At 55.0% G+C, this 17,318-nt stretch carries 16 protein-coding genes; 10 read left to right on the top strand and 6 right to left on the bottom strand.

The window, feature by feature from the left end:
- Positions 1 to 2: 2 nt before the first annotated feature.
- The gene (locus tag N655_RS0111665) at positions 3 to 644 is read left to right on the top strand and encodes a precorrin-2 dehydrogenase/sirohydrochlorin ferrochelatase family protein (RefSeq protein WP_026443140.1); all 642 of its coding nucleotides are present in this window, start codon (positions 3 to 5) and stop codon (positions 642 to 644) included.
- Here N655_RS0111665 and N655_RS0111660 read toward each other — a convergent pair.
- Complete coding sequence (locus tag N655_RS0111660; RefSeq protein ID WP_026443139.1) at positions 641 to 2,335, bottom strand: tRNA nucleotidyltransferase/poly(A) polymerase family protein; 1,695 nt, start codon at positions 2,333 to 2,335, stop codon at positions 641 to 643. The two genes, N655_RS0111665 and N655_RS0111660, sit on opposite strands and share 4 nt — an antisense overlap.
- Positions 2,336 to 2,521: 186 nt before the next feature.
- Here N655_RS0111660 and N655_RS0111655 point away from each other — a divergent pair, with 186 nt between their 5' ends.
- Both N655_RS0111655 and N655_RS0111650 read left to right on the top strand, forming a co-directional pair.
- Positions 2,522 to 3,043 carry a DUF6982 domain-containing protein gene (locus N655_RS0111655; RefSeq protein WP_026443138.1) on the top strand — a complete coding sequence of 174 codons (522 nt, stop codon included), beginning with the start codon at positions 2,522 to 2,524 and terminating at the stop codon, positions 3,041 to 3,043.
- Positions 3,044 to 3,115: 72 nt separating this feature from the next.
- Positions 3,116 to 3,715, top strand: coding sequence for a putative colanic acid biosynthesis acetyltransferase (locus N655_RS0111650; protein ID WP_026443137.1), 600 nt, complete (start codon positions 3,116 to 3,118; stop codon positions 3,713 to 3,715).
- On the opposite strand, the gene N655_RS0111645 is transcribed toward N655_RS0111650, so the two are convergent.
- From N655_RS0111645 to N655_RS21055, 4 genes are read right to left on the bottom strand one after another with little or no spacing between them, the layout of a single operon-like run.
- A complete protein-coding gene (locus N655_RS0111645) occupies positions 3,687 to 4,370 on the bottom strand; it encodes a 4-hydroxy-tetrahydrodipicolinate reductase (RefSeq protein WP_026443136.1) in 684 nt (227 codons plus the stop codon). The genes N655_RS0111650 and N655_RS0111645 overlap by 29 nt on opposite strands.
- Before the next feature lie 2 nt (positions 4,371 to 4,372).
- On the bottom strand, positions 4,373 to 5,845 hold the full coding sequence (gene lysC, locus N655_RS18610; protein ID WP_044934541.1) for a lysine-sensitive aspartokinase 3: 1,473 nt from the start codon (positions 5,843 to 5,845) through the stop codon (positions 4,373 to 4,375).
- Positions 5,842 to 6,906, bottom strand: a complete 1,065-nt coding sequence (gene asd, locus N655_RS0111635; RefSeq protein WP_026443135.1) for an aspartate-semialdehyde dehydrogenase — start codon at positions 6,904 to 6,906, stop codon at positions 5,842 to 5,844. Before asd ends, lysC begins: the two co-directional genes overlap by 4 nt.
- 14 nt (positions 6,907 to 6,920) lie before the next feature.
- On the bottom strand, positions 6,921 to 7,046 hold the full coding sequence (locus tag N655_RS21055) for a hypothetical protein (protein ID WP_285222253.1): 126 nt from the start codon (positions 7,044 to 7,046) through the stop codon (positions 6,921 to 6,923).
- A 79-nt stretch (positions 7,047 to 7,125) separates the two neighbouring features.
- On the opposite strand from N655_RS21055, the gene N655_RS0111630 reads away from it, so the two are divergent.
- From N655_RS0111630 to N655_RS18600, 6 genes are all read left to right on the top strand, one after another.
- Positions 7,126 to 8,379 (top strand): hypothetical protein, encoded by a 1,254-nt coding sequence (locus N655_RS0111630; protein WP_026443134.1) that lies wholly within the window; start codon positions 7,126 to 7,128, stop codon positions 8,377 to 8,379.
- Between the two features lie 100 nt (positions 8,380 to 8,479).
- Positions 8,480 to 11,317, top strand: coding sequence for a TonB-dependent receptor (locus N655_RS0111625; RefSeq protein WP_162173542.1), 2,838 nt, complete (start codon positions 8,480 to 8,482; stop codon positions 11,315 to 11,317).
- Positions 11,311 to 11,853, top strand: a complete 543-nt coding sequence (locus tag N655_RS0111620) for an outer membrane beta-barrel protein (RefSeq protein ID WP_026443132.1) — start codon at positions 11,311 to 11,313, stop codon at positions 11,851 to 11,853. The genes N655_RS0111625 and N655_RS0111620 overlap by 7 nt, the downstream gene beginning before the upstream one ends.
- Positions 11,854 to 11,938: 85 nt before the next feature.
- On the top strand, positions 11,939 to 13,477 hold the full coding sequence (locus N655_RS18605) for a glycoside hydrolase family 43 protein (RefSeq protein WP_049961392.1): 1,539 nt from the start codon (positions 11,939 to 11,941) through the stop codon (positions 13,475 to 13,477).
- 17 nt (positions 13,478 to 13,494) lie between these two features.
- Entirely contained in the window at positions 13,495 to 14,058 is a 564-nt protein-coding gene (locus tag N655_RS0111610; protein ID WP_026443131.1) for an anthranilate synthase component II, read from the top strand.
- A gap of 3 nt (positions 14,059 to 14,061) precedes the next feature.
- Positions 14,062 to 14,973, top strand: a complete 912-nt coding sequence (locus N655_RS18600) for a hypothetical protein (RefSeq protein WP_049961391.1) — start codon at positions 14,062 to 14,064, stop codon at positions 14,971 to 14,973.
- Here N655_RS18600 and N655_RS18595 read toward each other — a convergent pair.
- Positions 14,956 to 15,918, bottom strand: a complete 963-nt coding sequence (locus N655_RS18595; RefSeq protein WP_044934538.1) for a carbohydrate kinase family protein — start codon at positions 15,916 to 15,918, stop codon at positions 14,956 to 14,958. The two genes, N655_RS18600 and N655_RS18595, sit on opposite strands and share 18 nt — an antisense overlap.
- An 80-nt stretch (positions 15,919 to 15,998) precedes the next feature.
- Between N655_RS18595 and N655_RS18590 the strand changes: the two genes are divergently transcribed.
- The gene (locus N655_RS18590; protein ID WP_162173541.1) at positions 15,999 to 17,309 is read left to right on the top strand and encodes a DNA polymerase Y family protein; all 1,311 of its coding nucleotides are present in this window, start codon (positions 15,999 to 16,001) and stop codon (positions 17,307 to 17,309) included.
- Positions 17,310 to 17,318 lie beyond the last annotated feature (9 nt).

Raw genomic sequence — 17,318 nt, 5'->3', positions numbered from 1 at the left:
GAATGGGTCTCTTCCCTGTTTTCCTGAAAATGAAAGGCAGAAAATGCCTGGTCGTGGGTGCGGGCGAAGTTGCGGAATCAAAGATTGAGGGTTTGCTGGCCTCAGAAGCTGAAGTCACTGTGGTCGCCCCAGAGGCCAAACCCGAGATTGCGGCACTGGCCCAGCAAGGCCGCCTCCAGTGGCATCGTCGTGAGTTTGTGCCCTCAGATCTCACTGGGATGTTCCTTGTCGTGACGGCTACGAACCGGTCTGAGGTAAACGCATGCGTCTATCGTGAAGCCACGCGGTCCGGCATCATTTGCAATGCTGTGGACGATCCTCCAAACTGTGATTTTTACTTTCCCTCCATCGTCAACAGAGGCAGCCTGCAAATTGCCATCTCAACGGCGGGCCAAAGTCCTGCCTTGGCCCAGCAATTACGCCAGGAGATCGACGAACAGCTACCGCAAGACCTTGGCCAGTGGCTGGATTCTTTAGGAAAGCTGCGGCGGGAGGTTCTTGGATCGATGCCCGCAGGTGAGGCACGCAAGCAACTGCTGCATGAGCTCGCCAAACGGCAGGTTTGCGACCTGGAACAATGCCCTTCCAGGCGTTTGGCTAAAGACACGGTGGAGTTATCAAAAACCTCAGCCGGTAATCTCTAATGCTTCTTCTTCGCAGCCTTTTTTCCAGGCTTCGATGTCGCCTTTTTGGCTGGCTTCACCTTCGATGCCTTGCTTGCCATAGAGGCATTACTTTTCTTCGAGCTTTTTGATTTCGCAGCTTTTGAACCAGCCGCCGGGACAGCTTTACTCGATGTTTTCTTTGCGGGTACAGGCTTGTGCTTTGCTTCCTTCTTTTCCTGCGCAGCCGCGGCCTTCGTCTTTACGGCAGGCTCGTCCTGCACTTCCTCCTCCGCATCTTCTTCTTCCGTGGCTTCTTCATCTTCTTCTATGTCGAGGTCGAGGTCCTCAAGGTTCGGCACTTCAATCTCTTCCTCTCCCTCTTCAAACTTTTCAGATTTGATCCTGGGCTCGGCGGCCTTTCGACGAGAGCGGCGAAGGCTCACAGGCGGAGGGGGTGCCGGTGGCGAATAGGGTTCCAGGAAGGCGCGCATTTCCTCCTCCGTCTGCAACTTTCCATCAATCAGATGGAAGAAGAGCTCCTGCAGCAGTTCCTGGTAGCGCTCAATCTCGGGAGTGATCCGCATTTCCTGCATCAGGGCAAGCGGAATCTTTTGCCTGGATTCCGGCCAAACTGTAAAGAAGTTTTTGAATTTATTCTGGATGGCGGCACCTTTGCCTGAATAAGCCAGCCAGAGAACCGGCTCCGGTTGATAGGAGGTAATCAGCTTCCACGTGGCAGAGGGTGTGGCTGCATCTTTACTGGTCAGAAGGTTGGCAAATTTCTTGGCTTCTGCCTCCAGATGGTTCCATTGCTCTACGAAGCCGTGTCGGGGGAAGGTCCGCTTCAATAAGGCAATCTCTTTGGGCTGCATTTTGGCCGTCAGCAGCTCCATCTGGGCCGCAGAAAGGTCCGGATGGACCCCCTGCATCAAAAGCTGGTAATAGACTTCCAGTAAATGCTCCAATCCATGAGCATCCGCTTTGGAACTGGTCCAGACCGGGAAGGTCTTCTTCATCCAGCCTTCGGCCTCCAGCGCCTTCAACACCCGCAGTCCGTCCTGCTCATGCCCTATCTCTTCCAGTTCGTATCCCTTCAGATATGCAGAAATGGATTCGATAACGTCTTCATTTTTGGCATTTTCATAACGGGCCTGGGTCCTCTCTTCCAGGGCCCATCCCAGTCGGGTGTGCAGCCGCACTGCACGCAGCAGGCGCGAAGGATCTTCGATAAAGCCGTAAGGGCTGATCAATCGTAATTGTCTGGCCTCGATATCAGCAATTCCGTTCAGGGGGTCCAGCAATAGCCCATAGGAGCCTTCGTTGAGCGAAATCGCCATGGCATTCGCCGTAAAATCCCGGCGGCGCAAATCTTCCAGAATCGGCGCCCAGTGGTAGACAGGCTTGCCTGGCTTTGGAAACTCTTCCCGCCGCGCGCTTGAGACCTCTACTCTTACACTGCCTGGAAACCAGAAAAACAGGGTCCGGGTCGGCTCGTGCTCTCCCCAAAGTACCGCGCCAGCTTTTTCTAATGCCTTTTTCAGCTTTAGGGCATTTCCCTGCACGGTGAAATCCAGATCATAAACAGTGGTTCCCGTGGTCAGATCGCGGACGGCCCCACCTGTGAGAAAAACCGTCATTCCCGCATCGCGGGCGGCGTCGCGCACTTGTTGGATGGCTTTTTGCTGGGCAGGTAAAAGGCGGTTTTCCAGAAGATAAATATAGTCGGGCATCGTAAACAGTCTGCAATGAAAAGTTTGCCGCCCGGGAAGCCAGCGAAAGTTAAACCACTGATTTCCAACGGCTTACAGGTACATCTACCCACAATACAAAGCAACACTGTAACATACAGGGAATGAAATAGCTACGGCTTTGCACAATTTCAGGTGCCGTATACTTCTAGAATCTTTTAACTTTTTATGGCCTCCAGCCGCAAAAAGGTCGTGGTTCGCAAACTGAACCGGGATTGGCTTGCCGGATATCTTCCCTCCGAGGGCTTCGCCCGGCAAGGCAACCTAGAGCTTTTGGACCTTTCTGGAAAAGTATTAATTCTTTCTATTCAGCAACTTAAATGGGTATGCTTCGTCCGCGACTTTAATTCTGGCGAACCTCAGAATCCGGAGCGCCTTTTGCGCAAAAATTTCGCCGGACGTCCTCGCGGGGAAGGACTATGGCTTCGTCTTCAACTTCAGGATGGCGATGCACTCGATGGCCTGGCGGAGAACAATCTCAGCCTTCTGGCACCCGAAGGATTCTTCCTTACCCCTCCCGATCTCCGAGGCAATACCCAGAGAGTGTGGATTCCGCGCAGCGCTCTCATCTCCTGGGAAGTCATTGCTGTCATCGGAGCTTCTGCCAGAAAGAAACCCCTACCGGAAGAAAGGCCACAACAAGGCGACCTCTTCCTCCCACAAGGAGCTTCACCCCATCCCTTGCTGTAGATCCCTAGCATGAAGAATGAAACAGAAATTAATGAAGGAGAAAGTAATTACGATGTCTTAAACTGAACACACATGCAACCACGTGTTCAGGACCTGGGAAAGTTTTCTTTGCCGCCAAATTTTCGCGGACGGCCTGCATGGTTTGTGCAGCTTTGGTGGATTGTGCAGAGTACGCTTTTTCATTGCTCTCCGCAATTTATGTATGGCTGGCGCAATTTTCTCCTGCGTCTTTTTGGAGCGAGGATTGGGAAGGGGGTCATTGTCCGGCCAACAGCGGAGATTACCTACCCCTGGAAGCTTACCATTGGCGATCATGTCTGGATCGGGGACCACGTCACGCTTTACACCCTGGGTGAAATCTATATCGGAGATAACGCCTGTGTCTCTCAGTATTCCTATATCTGCGCAGCTGCACACGATTATTTGAAGCCGACCTTCGATATTTTTGCCCGCAAAGTTGTGATCGAGCCCGAGGTCTGGCTGGCCACTCATGTTTTTGTAGCCCCGGGCGTGACGGTTGGGCGGGGCGCAGTGGTGGGTGCATGCAGTGTAGTCACAAAAGATGTTCCGCCGATGACCATCAGCGCGGGGAATCCTGCCAGGGTCCTTCGTCCGCGCCCGACAGACACAAACGAAGATATGCTTAGCTCAGTTGGTCAGCAATCTCGCTGAAGTTCCACACGCCCGTTTTGCCGACAATCCACTCAGCGGCACGTACTGCACCTTCAGCGAAAGCGCGGCGCGAAAATGCCTCATGCTCGATTTTGATGACCTCTTCGTTAGAACGGGCTTCAATCACATGGATCCCGGAGACATCCCCCTCCCGCTTCGAGGTGATCTCCACCTGTAAAGAGGGATTGGCCGATTGCAACGCCTGTTGGAGGGACAAAGCTGTACCGGAAGGAGCGTCTTTCTTCTGAACGTGATGGGTTTCCGTAATTGTGAAATGATAATGCGGCAGGGCCATTGCGAGTTCGCGCGCCAGACGAAGCACGGCCTGCACACCCAGCGAGAAATTCGTGCCATACAGAAAGCCGGCATTTTTTCGAGCAGCAAGGGAACGCATATCATCCAGGTGCTGATACCATCCGGTTGTGCCCACCACCATTCGCGCCCCATTCGCGAGGCAGGCACGCATGTTGGAAACAGCCGCCTCAGGCGTCGTGAAGTCAATCACGGCATCAAAACCGGCAAGAAACGGAGCAGTCAAAGCCGTGGCATTCCGGTTTTCTTCTTCCCCTACCACCCGGACACTATGACCATGCTCAGCAGCGACATCTGCAACAACGCGCCCGGTTTTCCCGCGACCCAGCACCAGAAAAAGCATGGCTACCTCACAGTTGTTTCCGCGGCGGCACTTTTGCGCGCTTCCACATCGAAGACCTCCGGATCGGGGTCTTCAAAGAACTCTGCATGAAGTGACCGCACGGCTTCGTCGGCATCCTCTTCTTCGATCATGAAACTCATATTAATCTCAGAGGCCCCCTGCGAAATCATGCGGATATTGATATGTCGGATGGCGCCAAAGACGCGCGCAGCAATGCCATTCTGCCCACGGATGTTTTCGCCCACCATACATACGAGGGCCTTGCGTCCTTCATACTTCACATCAGCAAGCTTGCTCAGGTCAGCCGCAATCTCGGGGATCTTTTCCGTCGTGTCCACGGTGAGTGACACACTTACCTCGGAGGTGGACACCATGTCCACGGGAGTCTTATGTTTGTCGAATACCTCAAAGATCGCCCGCAGATAACCATGGGTCATCAGCATACGGCTGGCCACCACATCAATGATCGTCAGCTTTTTCTTTACTGCGATGGATTTGAAAGGGCTGCGGCAGCTAGGGGCGAGTGAGATGATGCGCGTGCCTTCGTTCTCAGGGTTGCGCGAGTTGAGGACAAGCACCGGGATGTTCTTCTGCACGGCAGGAAGAATCGTGGCCGGATGCAATACCTTCGCACCGAAATAGGCCAGTTCCGCTGCTTCCTCAAAGCTGATGGTCTTCACCCGCAGAGCATCCGGGCAGACCCGTGGATCAGCGGTCATAATGCCATTGACATCGGTCCAGATTTCGATGGCCTCGGCATGGATTCCACCGCCAACCAGCGCAGCCGTAAAGTCAGACCCTCCGCGGCCAAGGGTGGTGGTCACGCCTTTTTCCGTTGAGCCGATAAAACCGCCCATGACGACGGTCTTACCTTGGTAAGCATGGGGCAGCACATACTCTTTCAGCCGCTCGGCAATCAGAGCATCCTGGGGGATTGCCTTCCCGTGCTGTGCATCGGTAATGATGCAGTGGCGTGCATCAACGTGTACGCCATCGAGGCCACGCTGCGCAAATGCTTCGGCGATCATCCGGCTGGAAAGACGCTCGCCATAGGAGACAATCATGTCGCTAATCCGCGGCGTAAGCTCGTTCACGGCGGCGAGGCCGCGCAGAATCTCGTCGAGAGCATCAAACTCGGCATCGATCCAGGTCTGCGTTTCTGCATATTCGGGCCCAGTAAAATCCGCGCAGTCATTTCCCGGTTTGGCAGCGGCCTGGGCGGTCAGTCTGCATGCAACTTCCTTGTGGCGACTACGCAGACGTGCGGTGATGGCCAGAGCGCCATTGCGGTCTCCGCGGGAGGCAGCATTGGCGGCAGCCAGCAACTGATCAGTCACTTTTGCCATTGCGCTGACAACAACAATCGGCTGGACGCCCTGGTTGCGGCGAGTGCTCACAATGCTGGCCGTGCGGTTGATGGCGACAGCATCCTCCACAGAGGTGCCGCCGAATTTCATCACAACAAGTTTCTTCATGCCGGGACCGCCGCAGGTTCAAGTTTACCCAGTGTTGCCAAAAGCTCGGCATTCAGCAATGCCGCTCCAGCAGCTCCACGAATCGTATTGTGCGAGAGGACCGTAAACTTCCAGTCAAACAGCGTACAAGGGCGAAGACGCCCCACGACTGCTGCCATGCCATGACCTCTCATCCGGTCCAGTCGCGGCTGTGGGCGGTCATCTGCAGGAATAAACTCAATGGGTTGGGCAGGAGCCGTTGGCAGATTCTGTCCGGCAAGGGGCCGAAACTCCTGCCAGGCTGCCAGAATCTGCTCGCGCGTGGCTGGCTTGCGCAGCTTGATGCTCACGCTCTCCGTGTGGCCGTCTTCAACGGGAACCCGATTGCAATGCGCAGAAATTTTTGCCTCAAGGGGCTGCACGCGGTCGTCTTTCAGGCATCCCAGCAGCTTCAGCGTCTCTTCCTGCATCTTCTCTTCTTCGCTCTTGATGTAGGGGACCACATTGCCAAGAATGTCCAGTGACGGAACGCCGGGGTATCCGGCCCCGCTGACGGCCTGCATCGTGCTCACGAAAATGGCATCGAGGCCGAAGCGCTCTTCCAGCGGCTTCAGAGCGAGCACCAGGCCAATGGCAGAGCAATTCGGGTTGGTGACAAGATAACCGCCCGACTGTTTGCGCCAGGTCTGCTTTTCAAGCAGCGGCAGATGATCGCCATTGACCTCCGGAATCACCAGCGGCACATCTTGCTGCATACGAAAAGCGCTTGAGTTGGAGATGACGGCACATCCGGCTGCCGCGAATTTTGGCTCCAATTCACGGGCAATGTCAGAGTCCAGCGCAGCAAAAATGATCTTCGGAGCGCTTTCCGGCGTAGCCGGCGAAATCTGCATCTGTGCGATGTGTGCTGGAAGCGGAGTATCCAGCTTCCACTTCACAGCATCGCCATAGCGCTTGCCTGAGGATTTGTCGCTGGCCGCAAGCCATACCACTTCAAACCACGGATGTTGTTCAAGAAGCTGAATAAAACGCTGGCCGACCATTCCGGTCGCACCCAGAATGCCTATCTGATGCCGCTGCATGTGCCTCTTTCCATTCAGCGAGGATGTACACCGATGCCCGCAGCTTTCTTTGGGCTGGATTGTTCGCTGTACTCACTAGTGTAACTGGTTACCGAGCCGTCACGCATCTTCACGACCCGGATCATGACTAAAAAATACATTCGTGATCTCTCAAGGGCCGAGCAGAGACCTCATGCCGAAGGTCTTCACCGGGTGCTAGAATGAGGCCCGTCAGGAAATATGTTCACATCTGAAATTCAGGAGAGGCCAGCCACAGAACTGGCCCCCGAAGCCATCCGCGAACATCTGGAAAAGATGGTGCAGGACCCGGCTTTTCGTACCAGTAAGCGGTCGGTTCAGTTCCTCCGTTATGTCGTCGAGAAGACCCTGGCTGGCGCCGAAGACCAGATTAAAGAACGCACCATTGGCGTAGAGGTCTTCGGACGAGATCCTTCGTATGACACAAATGTAGACCATGTTGTCCGCACAGCCGCCATTGAGCTGCGCAAACGGTTGGCCATCTATTACGGAGACGAGCAGCACAAATCCGAGCTGCGCATTCAACTGGTTCCGGGATCCTATATCCCTCAGTTTCTGCCACCACCCAGCGAAAAGACAGAACAAATATCCGTGGCCGCTCCAGACCGAGTAGACACTCCGTCACCGGAACCTGCGGCTCGTCCGAAAACACGCATTTATCTGTGGTCCTGCATTGCAGCCCTGAGCTTACTTACGGGGACACTGCTCTATCACTGGATCCGCCCCCTGGATGCCCAGTATTTGTTCTGGAAGCCGGTCATTGACACCCCAGGTCCGGTGCTGATTGCAGTTGGCGATGTACCGGACGGCCCTCCTACCCCGGTAAATGACGCGCCGATTCCCGTCATTCACCGGACCTCGGCACCGACCGTACCCTTTGGAGACACGGTCACCATTGCCCGCGTGCTAGGGATTCTCAGCAGTCGCCGAAAGACTGTGATCATCCGCCGGGAAGAAGTAAGTTCGTTCTCCGACCTGCGGCAGAACCCCGTGGTCTTGATCGGCGCTTTTAATAATGAATGGAGCCTGAGGCTTACGCGGCAACTTCGTTACACGCTGGCGCTGGACCGAGAACGTCACCTTATCTATATCAAAGACAACCTACATCCCGAGGACCGAAGCTGGAGCTGGCCAACAGATCAGCCCACAGAAAACCAGGGTTCCGTCAGCGGCCCTCGCCTGCAGGATTATGCCCTGATCTCACGGATATGGAACTCTGATACGGGGCAGGTGGTGGTCGTCATCGGCGGACTTTACACCTATGGCACGGAAGCCGCGGGTGAATTTTTATCGGATCCACAACGCATTGCGGCGATCGCCGGAGTTCCTGCGCTCAAAAATCCTCACAGCAATCTACAGATCGTGCTCACTACAACCGTGACAGATGGGACCGCCGGCCCTCCGCGAGTGCTGGCCGCATCCGACGGCAGCGTGGGTCAAACCTCACAAAAATAAGCAGTTTTGTCAGAATCTGACGGTCAGAAACGGTGTCTGTCTCGTAAATCGTTTTTCTGGTCCGGTACAACGGCGCGGCAAAACAAACAGAGGTCTTTCCATGAAAAACAACACCACTCCAACCCTTCTTTTGAGGCTCACTGTCCTGCCGGCAGTTCTTCTCTTCTCTGCCCTGCTGGCCCATGGACAGGGACTGGGACGCATCAGCGGCATCGTGACCGACAGCACCGGGGCCGCTGTCCCCAGTGCAACCATCTCAGCAACCCGGAACGGGACCGGCGAAACCGTCACGGCAATCAGCAGCGCGGATGGAAGCTACGTTTTTCCTTCGCTTCCGCCAGCCATGTATTCCATCACAGCAACGGCTGCCGGCTTTGCCCGTTTCACGCAAACCAATGTTCTGTTGCAAGCTGATCAGGCCGTCACCGTGAACATCTCTCTTACCGTCGGGGGTTCCAGCCAGACGGTCACTGTAACTGCGGCTCCCCCCCAGGTAGATTTGACCACCGGCACCCTGTCTCAGGTCATTGACCAAAGACGGGTCAACGATCTTCCTTTGAACGGACGCAACGCCGCTACGTTAACCACGCTGGTGCCCGGGGTCGTTGTGGCTCCCAGTACGAACATTGATCAGGGCCAGACAAAGACATTTCCTGTTGTCGCTGCGGTGACCATCAACGGTACACGCGCTAATCAGGTGAACTACATGCTGGACGGGGGCAACAATGTGGACGAATACACGAACGTCAACGCCCCTTTCCCGTTTCCTGACGTTCTGCAGGAATTCAGCGTGGAAACCAGCAACTACAACGCTGAGTACGGACAAAATGCGGGCGGGGTGGTCAATATCATTACCCTTGGCGGAAGCAATGCCTTTCACGGCGACGCCTTTGAGTATGTCCGTAATCGGGTCTTCAATGCAGCGAATTATTTCAGCTATCAAAACGGTGTGAAGACCCGGGATTTTTTAAAACGAAATCAGTTTGGAGGCACAATTAATGGTCCGGTCGTCCTTCCGCATCTTTACAACGGACATGACAAGACCTTCTTTTCCTTTGGGGTACAAGCCACGCGCTACAGAAACCAGGCGGTAGCTGGAACTGCGTTCCTCCCGACACCAGCCCAGCTTAATGGCACTTTCACAGGTCTCTCGTCGCCGACCGCCATCGCCAATCCAAAGACCTTAGTCCCTTATCCGTGCACGCCTTCTGGAAGCACCTATACCTGCCAGGTAAATCCGGCCGACTACAATCCAGCTTCTCTGGCATTGTTGCAATATCTGCCAAAGGTAACAGGCAGCGATGGCACATATCAGTTTTTCAAGCCGGTAAGCCAGAACTACAATGAAATTACAGCACGGGGGGATCACGCTCTTACAGCAAATGATCACCTGATGATGCGGTACTTTTATGATCGCTTTGACAATGCCGGGGTGCTGGATACCTCTGATCTCCTGACTTACTCAGACCAGGCATCCATCCGTTACCACAATGCCCTCCTCAGTGAAAGCCACACTTTCTCACCCAATCTGCTGAACAATTTCATTCTTAGTTATCAAATTGAAAATGCCTCGCGAGGTCCGCTCGCGGGCGCGCCGAATGTCAACGATCTGGGGGTAAAGGTGTGGCAGCCGGCATTCAAACAAATCAACCAGATCCAGGTTGTGGGTTTCTTCACCATCGGAGACAACCCTCAGGCCCAGTTCCGGCGCAATAACTATACACTCTCCGATGATCTTCACTGGATCGAAGGGAACCATACATTCAGCTTTGGATTCCACGGAGAGCTTGCGAAGGTAGACGTAAACAATCAGTTCCAGCAACCGGGGATTTTCCAGTTCAACAGCAACGCCACAATTGCCAATCCGATGGCAGATTTTCTTCTGGGAGGTCTAACAGTCTTTCAACAGGCGTCCGGCCAGTACTTTAACAATCGTTATCACATTACGGGCTACTATGCGCAAGATAGTTGGAAGGCCTCCCGCCGCCTGACGCTGAACTATGGTGTGCGTTACGAGCCATTTTCTCCGCAGCATGAAAAGCTGGGGCGCGAAGGCATGTTCAGCCCTTCGGCCTGGGCTGCAGGTCAGGTCTCTGTGACCCACCCTACTGCACCTGCCGGACTGCTATTTCCCGGCGATCCGGGCTTCGTGAAAAACATGGTGCGGCCGGTCTATACACATTTCATGCCGCGGTTTGGCTTCGCCTATGACGTCTTTGGGAATGGCAGGACCAGTTTTCGTGGAGGCGCTGGGATGTTCTATGACACACGTCTGCCTGGGGTCTTCGACAATATCTTTGCAAATACCGTCCCATTTGTGGCTTCCGTCAATGTGACCTATGCTCCCACAAGTCTGGGAGACTTCTCGAATCCATATGCCAATATTCCTGGCGGCAATATCTTTCCAGCGCCACAGCCTCCACCGGCAAATTACTTCACCTTGGCAAATTATCAGAATGCCAGCTACTCTACCTTTAATCCGGATACTTTTCGTGTTCCGGTAACTTATGCCTTCAACCTTGCGGTGGAACAGCAAATTACAGATTCCATCTCCAGCCGGATAGCATATGTAGGATCGCAGAGCTTCCACCAGATCAATCCGACAGACATCAATCCGGTTTGGAACCAGGGGCCGAATCTTGGCAAACGTTACTACTATTCCTCTAACTCCGTACAAAATTATCCAAATCCAATCGCGACGGTAGATACAGGAGGCAACGCGAGCTACCATTCACTCCAGGCCAGTATCCAGAAGCGCGTATCCAAAGGGATGACGGCTTTTGTTAATTACACATGGTCCAAGGCAATTGATAACTTCCCTTGGGGGCCACCGTCACCGCCGTGGTTCCTGGCTCCTCTTACGTGCTGCCCATCTATGAGCCCAATTACAAACGGCTCGATCGTGGGCCTTCAGATTACGACCATCGGAATGTGCTGACCATCTCGTATGTGTGGGCGCTCCCGCAATTCACTGGTCAGAGCTGGCTTGTGCGCTCGCTGCTGAACCAGTGGCAGTTGAATGGAATCTTCACCTTCCGCAGCGGTGATCCGCTCACGATCACGGGAGCGAATGTAGATGGGACCAACCTGAATCGCGACCGTGCTGTCTGGAACGGTCAAAACCCATATGGCGGCAATGCCTGTGGCGGGGCCACCAGCGCCTGCAAATCTTACCTCAACCCTGCTTCCTTCTCACAAAACCCGAGCTATAAGGTCAATCTGCCCCTTTCCTATGGCAATATCGTCAAGGGCAGCTTTGTTGGCCCGCAATACGCAGACTGGAACGCAAGCGCCATGCGCATCTTTCGCCTGCATGAAAACCTGGAGCTCCAGTTCAGAGCCGAGTTCTTCAATGTTCTGAACCATACAAATTTCGAGGACCCGCAGAATTCGCAGACAAACGCGGCGTTTGGACGGATTACCTCCGCTAGCGACCCGCGCATCGGGCAGTTGTCTCTCAAGTTGCAATTTTAAGATTTCCTTTCCCATCCTTTCGCAGGTCTTCGCGCGAAGGGATGGGACCTTCTTTGGACGGACATGAAAGTTGCTCAGGAGAATCATGTTTCGCTTTTTTCTCTTTGCTCTGGCTTGTACTGTACCCTCGGCCTTTTGCTTTGCATCTTCCACTTCCCAGCACCAATACCATAACCCTGTTCTCTTTGCTGATTACTCAGATCCGGACGTCATTCGGGAAGGCAAGGATTTCTATCTGATTGCTTCCAGCTTCCACTTCTCCCCCGGAATCCCGATTCTGCATTCGCGGGATCTGGTGCATTGGGAGATTTCCGGGCATGTTTTGCCCCGGCTCCCTTTTGGCCCGGAGTATGACATGCAGGGAGGAACCCGGTATGGCAGAGGCGTATGGGCCCCGGCTGTGCGCTTCCATAATGGACTTTTCTACGTATATTTCCCGACTCCCGATGAAGGCATCTTTGTCAGCACTGCACGCAGTATGAAAGGCCCCTGGAGCGCCCCGGAAGTTGTCATCTCAGGTCCGGGATGGGAAGACCCTTGCCCCTTCTGGGATGATGATGGCCGCGCATACCTGGTCCACTCCCGTCTTCACGCTGGGCCACTGATCCTGCATCGCATGTCCCCGGATGGAAAGAGGGTACTCGACGCCGGCAGGGTGATCGTTCAGGATGCGAAGAATCTTCCCGTTCTGGAAGGGCCAAAAATTTACAAACGGCACGGCTGGTATTACATCTTTGCTCCCATGGGCGGCGTGGGAAATGGTTCGCAGGCTGTTCTGCGTTCACGCCATATTGAAGGCCCTTATGAATATCGCATCGTTCTCTCGCAGGCTGATACGGCCATCAACGGACCGCATCAGGGTGCGTATGTGGAAACCCCAGACGGTCAGGGGTGGTTCCTTCATTTTCAGCTTCGCGGTGCGCACGGACGCATCCTTCATCTGGAACCAGTACGCTGGGTGGACGATTGGCCGGTCATGGGAGATGCAGGTCGTCCCGTTCTGGAAGGTCCCTTGCCCATTCTCGTTCCTGGGGCTGACCGCATCTCGCCGCAAACCTCAGATGATTTCAACCACTCTGGACTGTCTCCTATGTGGGAGTGGAACCATAATCCTGACAACCCTCGCTGGTCTTTGACGGAACGGCCCGGATTCCTGCGTTTGTATCCGTGGTTGGCCGCCGATCTGCTGCACGCCCGCAATACCTTGACGGAGACCATGCAGGATGATTCTTTTGTGTTTACCGCGCGTCTGGACGTCAGCCACCTGCGGGACGGAGAGAGGGCTGGCGTAGCCATGTTGGACAAGGCGCAAAGCTACCTCGCGGTGCTGCATCATGCTGGCGCCAATGTACTCTTATTTTCAGAAAATGCAACAGACCAGCCTCTCGCTGCCATTTCTGGCAAAACACTGGAACTGCGCATTCGCGTAATGGGAGACTCTGCGTCTTACTTCTACAGTCTCAATCAGGGGGCCAGCTTTCAGCCCGCGGGTCCGCCCGTCAGGCTCAGCTTCAGTTGGTGGAAGGGAGCACGGCCTGCCCTGTTTGCTTTCGGCACAACCGTGTCTGCAGGCAGCAGCGGCTATGTGGACTTCGACTGGGTCAGATATGCTCCGCTCAGATAGACTGGTAGCAGGCCGCTATGGTTTTTGTTCTGGACAATTACGACTCTTTTACCTACAACCTCGTGCAGTATATGGGAGAGCTGGGGGCCGACATGGTGGTGCGCCGTAACGACGAGCTGACCCCGGCCGAAGTCGAAGCCCTGCGGCCTGAACGCATTGTTGTTTCCCCTGGCCCCTGCACTCCCCAGGAGGCCGGCATATCCATCGAACTCATTCGCTACTTCGCAGGAAAACTCCCAATTCTGGGTGTATGTCTGGGCCATCAGGCAATTGGCGCCGCATTCGGCGGAAAGGTAGTCCGCGCAGCCCAATTGATGCATGGCAAAACAAGCGAGGTCCGTCACGATGGTAAGACGATTTTCAAAGACCTCAGCAATCCCCTGACCTGCACCCGCTACCACTCGCTGATTGTTTCTGAAAAGGGGCTGCCTTCTGATCTTGAAGTTTCGGCACGCACTGCGGACGGCACCATCATGGGCCTTCGCCATCGTAAGTATCCAGTGGAAGGCGTTCAGTTTCATCCTGAAAGCGTGCTTACGCAGGATGGCAAACATCTGATCCGGAATTTCCTGGAGCTGTGACTCGTGAAGTGGCCGCTTCTGTTTCTTTTCAGCGCAGCCCTCATGACCCAGGCGCAACAGAGACCCATTGCCTATGTCCCTACCGAGGGGATAACGGTATCCGGGTCTCTTGAGGTGGCAAATGGCAGAGCAGCAATCGGCAATCGTGGGAGCATCACGGCAGGAGACAAGACAGCACAGATTACGCTGGCGCGAGGTGGCGAGCTCCGTCTCTGTGCGTCCACCCAGATTCACATTACCGCCGACCAGTCCATCGCACCGGATTCCACCGCACTCATGTTTGCGCTGGATCGCGGCGCCATCGAGGCCACCTATAAGCCGCAGAAGTATTCTGACGTGCTGCTCACACCGGATCTACGCATACTGATTTCTGGCCCAGGCGATGCGGATCTGAAAGTGCGCGTCAACAAACAGGGTGACACCTGCATTGAGAATCACGGTGAGAACGCGCCCTATATTACAGTCACAAGCCAGTTTGAAGGCGGTGTTTATCGCGTGAAGCCCAACCAGCGGGTGCTCTTTGAGCATGGCAGCCTGAATCAGGTGGTGGACAACGAACCGGAACCCTGCGGCTGCCCTCCTGATAAACCTGTTGCGATGGCAGACGCCAACGGAAAGCCGGTAGGAGGGCCATCCTCAACGCCGGAAGATACGGCCTTCCCTCTTGCAGTCAGCGAAGGACTCAAACCGCCGCCTGCCGCGCCTGAAAAACCGGTAGTCCCCGCCGGAACTCCTCACGCACAGGTAGATGTGCCGCTTTCTTACGACGGACAGAGTGCTCCGGCAACTCCGGCCCCGCCTGCTCCAGCAGTAGCTTCCTCACCAGAACAAGCGGCGAAGCCAGCGAGTGCGTCGCCACATGGTTTTTTCCATAAGATCGGCCACTTTTTCGCCAGGCTATTTGGTGGAAAGTAGCTGCGCCTGATAAGCCTCAGGGTGCCGCTTTCCGCCGGCCATCAGCGCTTGAATCTCCTCTACCGGACGAATACCGCCTCGAGCGCCAATCGCAGTGCAGTTCAGAGCAGCCGCAGCACAGGCAAAATCTAACTGGTGGTCTAGTGGCCAGCCTTGCAGCAGGCCATAGATGAACCCCGCATGGAAGATGTCCCCAGCTCCGGTGGTGTCGGCCACTTCCACCCAGTAGGCGGGGGTATAGTGAAACTGCACCCCATCCCAGGCCAAGACTCCATCCTCGCCAAGCGTCGCGGCTGAGAGTTTGCAGCCAAAGCATTGCTGTATCCGGCGAAGCGCCTGCTCCAGGTCCTCCGTCTGCATCAGACGGCAAGGAAAATCGCGGCTGACAATGAGATAGTCAATCTTTTCAATGAGCGCCTCGACTCCAGGGTACAACTCATCGAGGTCGGCAATCACCGGAACGCCCGCCTCGCGGGCCCACTGTGCAGCCAGAGTCGCAGCAGATGTGTCATAGCCGTCTACGTGCAGAGCGCGCGCATTCACGATCCACTCACGGCGCAGCTCGGATGGCTTGAGTGCAAGGCGCTCATCGCGCCGGTTCAGAACGGTCCGTTCACCATTGTTATCCAGCAGAATTAACGATTGCAGACTGGCGGCCTCAGGAACAGTAATGATCTCGGTCTCCACTCCAGCGCGAGCAAATTCGCGCTGATGGAGCACAGCTGCCTCATCATCCCCTAGCTTTCCTACATAACGCGTGCGCAAACCCCATTGCTGGCATGCAATCACCGTGCTGGCCACCTGTCCGCCTGGAAGAATCGTAGTCGAGCGGAAGGAAGCCTTCGTCCCAGGAGCAGGATAATGCGAGAGAGGAATCAGGGTGTCAGTAGCGTTCAGTCCTACGCCCACCAGATCAACTTGAGAGATGTTGCCAAAATCTGCCACTTTTCCTAATTTACATGCAAGAAAAATTTGGGGTATCAGGAGGCCTTTATTTTCGCCTTATCTTCGCCTATTCTGGAAACATGCTGCCTCCGGTACCCGGCCTCGTGCGTTGGCTCTATCTTGATCTGAACTCGTATTTTGCCTCCGTCGAGCAGCAATTGCGTCCTGAACTGAGAAATCGGCCAGTGGCCGTCATCCCAGTGGAGGCTGAAACGACCTGCTGCATCGCGGCCAGCTACGAAGCCAAGGCCTTTGGTGTCCAGACTGGCACCCCGGTGAAGGAAGCCCGAAGGCTCTGTCCGGAAATTGTGTTTGTTCTGGCACAGCATCGCGAGTATGCGCGCTTCCATCATCTTGTTCTTGGCGCAGTCGACCGCTGCCTTCCTGTGGATCGTGTGTTTTCTGTGGATGAAATCGGCTGCCGTCTGACAGGAAGCCAGTGTCAGCCGGAAAAGGCCCTTGCCATTGCACGAAGCCTGAAAGAAAGGATCCGCATGGACGTAGGAGAGTGTCTTCGCTGCTCGATTGGGCTCGCCCCCAACTCTTTGCTGGCCAAAATAGCAACAGACATGGAAAAACCCGACGGCCTGGTGCTGCTGGATGTCAAAGACCTACCGGAAATATTGTGTCAACTTCAACTTCGGGACATTCCCGGAATTGGCCGCCGCATGGAGGCGAGGCTACGAGCAAAAGGCATCTGTTCCATGCGGGACTTGCTGGCATTCGATACCAGACAAATGCGGGCAGCCTGGGGCAACCTGTATGGGGAACGCTACTGGTATTGGCTTCGTGGCTATGACTTCGACGGGCCTGCTTCGGTTCCACGGAGCGTCGGGCACCAACATGTTCTGCCTCCTCGCCTGCGCACTTTGGAAAAAGCTGAAGCGGTTGCGCAAAAGATGTTGGCGCAGGCAGCCTCGCGTTTGCGCAGCAAGAACCTCTGGGCACGCAGTCTCTCTGTTTCCTTGGGCTTCAGCAAAGAAAATCAACCGAGGAGCTGGCAAGGCCATGCCCGCACGCTGGAAACTCAGAATATCTTTGCACTCTTAGAGGCTTTCAAGAGGATCTGGGCCAATTGCCCGCCCGGTACGCCGGTATTCGTAGGAATTCAGCTCTCTGATCTTGTTCCTGGGGTACAGCATTCAGAAGTATTTTTTCCTGAAGAGCAAAAGCGCCAGAAACTTTCATTGACGATGGACAGCATCCGCACACAGTTCGGCGAAAATGCGCTGTATCTGGGAGGGACACACGTGGTGCGTGATACCGACATGGCCAAGGTCGCCTTTGCCTCGATTCCAGACCCAAAAAGCTTTCCAGACAGCGCTTCAACCAGAAGTGCCGCAACCGGAAAAAAAACAGCCAGGCCCAGGTCCGGGAATTCGTCCGTATAGGAGCAGGCA

This window comes from Pseudacidobacterium ailaaui (assembly GCF_000688455.1).
GTDB classification, from domain to species: domain Bacteria; phylum Acidobacteriota; class Terriglobia; order Terriglobales; family Acidobacteriaceae; genus Pseudacidobacterium; species Pseudacidobacterium ailaaui.
This window is presented reverse-complemented; position numbering and strand designations above follow the sequence as displayed.

Coding starts and splice junctions, on each gene's coding strand:
- N655_RS0111645 (WP_026443136.1), bottom strand. CDS start 4,370: ATGCTTTTTCTGGTGCTGGGTCGCGGGAAAACCGGGCGCGTTGTTGCA.
- N655_RS0111625 (WP_162173542.1), top strand. CDS start 8,480: ATGAAAAACAACACCACTCCAACCCTTCTTTTGAGGCTCACTGTCCTG.
- N655_RS0111650 (WP_026443137.1), top strand. CDS start 3,116: ATGCAACCACGTGTTCAGGACCTGGGAAAGTTTTCTTTGCCGCCAAAT.
- N655_RS18605 (WP_049961392.1), top strand. CDS start 11,939: ATGTTTCGCTTTTTTCTCTTTGCTCTGGCTTGTACTGTACCCTCGGCC.
- N655_RS0111655 (WP_026443138.1), top strand. CDS start 2,522: ATGGCCTCCAGCCGCAAAAAGGTCGTGGTTCGCAAACTGAACCGGGAT.
- lysC (WP_044934541.1), bottom strand. CDS start 5,845: ATGAAGAAACTTGTTGTGATGAAATTCGGCGGCACCTCTGTGGAGGAT.
- N655_RS0111610 (WP_026443131.1), top strand. CDS start 13,495: ATGGTTTTTGTTCTGGACAATTACGACTCTTTTACCTACAACCTCGTG.
- N655_RS18590 (WP_162173541.1), top strand. CDS start 15,999: ATGCTGCCTCCGGTACCCGGCCTCGTGCGTTGGCTCTATCTTGATCTG.
- N655_RS0111630 (WP_026443134.1), top strand. CDS start 7,126: ATGTTCACATCTGAAATTCAGGAGAGGCCAGCCACAGAACTGGCCCCC.
- asd (WP_026443135.1), bottom strand. CDS start 6,906: ATGCAGCGGCATCAGATAGGCATTCTGGGTGCGACCGGAATGGTCGGC.
- N655_RS21055 (WP_285222253.1), bottom strand. CDS start 7,046: ATGTATTTTTTAGTCATGATCCGGGTCGTGAAGATGCGTGACGGCTCG.
- N655_RS0111665 (WP_026443140.1), top strand. CDS start 3: ATGGGTCTCTTCCCTGTTTTCCTGAAAATGAAAGGCAGAAAATGCCTG.
- N655_RS0111660 (WP_026443139.1), bottom strand. CDS start 2,335: ATGCCCGACTATATTTATCTTCTGGAAAACCGCCTTTTACCTGCCCAG.